Raw genomic sequence first — 1730 nt, 5'->3', positions numbered from 1 at the left:
TAAAAATTTAAAAGTTCTCTAAAGATATGATTGTTTAATTTTTCATTTAGTGCAAATAAACCATATGATTTAACGTCTACTTCATATGTTTGTTTTTCAATACTTTGATAAACACCATTGATAATCTTTCCAATAACTCCTTTTTCAACAGGAATAATCTTTCCATTTTTTCTTATTGATGTTCTTTGTATAACATTATAAATACCTTCTTTTGTGGTTGCTTTTACTCTGGTACTAGATGGTCTTGGAATTTCTAATATGTCTTTAGGAATGGCCATTTTATATCTCCTTTTTTATGTGTTAAACACTATACATATATATTTATTTTACCACCTATTTTTAGTTTTTTAAGCTTTTTTTAAATAAAATTGGAACAAAAAATAGAGCTTTTTTAGCTCTAGATTTAAGAAAATTTAATTTTTTAGATATTTTAATGTATTTAATGGACGAAAATAAGAATTTTTTAGTAAATTATTAAAATTATATAGTGTCCAAAATTGGGAATTTTTTAATGTAATCATGTAAATTTGTAATACGCTTATCTTCAAATATTTTAATTAACCCAGTGTTTATAAAGAATTTTAAATATTTATCTTTTGATAAATATTGTTCAGTATTAAATTCCAATTCGAAAATATTATCTTTATTTTCTCTTATTAGTATTTTATTTTCTTTTTAAGTAGTTCTTATTGCTATTAGAATAGGTAAGCAATTTATAACTTTTGGATGTTTGTCTATTAAATTTTTAAAATCATTTTCTATATCTTTTGAACCGATTAAAGAACTTAATAATTCTAATTCTTTTTATAATCTTGAGCTTTTTGAAATACCTTTTCAAAATCTACAAAATATTCTCAGTTTACTATTGTATTTTGTAAATTATTAATTCAATCTTTAAAATCTAGTTTTTTCACATTTACCTCGATATTTAGTCAGAATAATTCCTTATTATAACTTCTTTAACATAACCTCTTTTTGAAGCGTTAGAGTTAATGTTTCTTCTGGCTTCTACTGCTATTATCTCAAAACCATCATATAATTCTCTTATAAATTTTGTGTCATGATTACTTAGCATTACTTTAACATTCCTTTTGTCTAGTTCTTTAAAAAGTTCAGCAAGTCTAGTTTGATCTTGTTTAGAAAATCCATCTTTACTATATGAAGTGAAGTTTTTTTGTTCTTCATAGTTATCATAAGGTGGATCAAAATAAACAAAATCACCACTTTCTGCATTTTTCCTACGTTTCCCACTTAGTTACAAAAACAGCACGTTTTTAGTAGCTATATTTTTTACAAAAAAATATAAATATCTATACTTTTATGCTTAAATATGATATAATAGAAATATGAAAAAGTCAAGAAAAGATACAAAAAGACAATGAAGAACATCAATAGCAAGAGTTAAGAAGGGTGAATATTTATCAATTGGGGTGCCAAGAAGAGATAACAAGGGGTTTGAATTCAGATTTGGTTATGGTTATTTACATGAATTGAAAGAATATCATGATGATCCACTAACTGTGATTAAAGCAGTTATTGCAAACTTCCCACTATCTTGAACAAAAGAACAAGCTAAAACAAAATTAGATGAAATTTTCAAAGAGAAAAAATCATTGAAAAAAGAGGTTATAGAAAGATATAAAGGTTACGAGATTATTGAAAAACTCTTTGATTATTTCGATATTTTTGATAATTGTTCAACTACAAGATCAACAACACTAAAAGATGTT

At 24.2% G+C, this 1730-nt stretch carries 1 protein-coding gene and 4 pseudogenes; 1 reads left to right on the top strand and 4 read right to left on the bottom strand.

Going from position 1 to position 1730, the window contains the following annotated elements; translation table 4 throughout:
* The 4 genes and pseudogenes from AB668_RS03290 to AB668_RS05290 form a co-directional block, all read right to left on the bottom strand.
* A pseudogene (locus AB668_RS03290) lies at positions 1-278 on the bottom strand (IS1634 family transposase); the annotation flags it as partial.
* A 202-nt stretch (positions 279-480) separates the two neighbouring features.
* Positions 481-741, bottom strand: a pseudogene (locus AB668_RS06105) (DpnII family type II restriction endonuclease).
* 53 nt (positions 742-794) lie between these two features.
* A complete protein-coding gene (locus AB668_RS05930; protein ID WP_235443339.1) occupies positions 795-914 on the bottom strand; it encodes a type II restriction endonuclease in 120 nt (39 codons plus the stop codon).
* 14 nt (positions 915-928) lie between these two features.
* Positions 929-1219, bottom strand: a pseudogene (locus AB668_RS05290) (DNA adenine methylase); the annotation flags it as partial.
* A 127-nt stretch (positions 1220-1346) separates the two neighbouring features.
* Here AB668_RS05290 and AB668_RS03285 point away from each other — a divergent pair.
* A pseudogene (locus AB668_RS03285) lies at positions 1347-1730 on the top strand (IS1634 family transposase); the annotation flags it as partial.

It is taken from the genome of Mycoplasma sp. HU2014 (assembly GCF_001199495.1).
Lineage (GTDB): Bacteria > Bacillota_I > Bacilli_A > Mycoplasmatales > Mycoplasmataceae > Mycoplasma.
The sequence above is the reverse complement of the archived record's forward strand: the minus strand, read 5'-3'. Positions and strand labels throughout refer to the sequence as shown.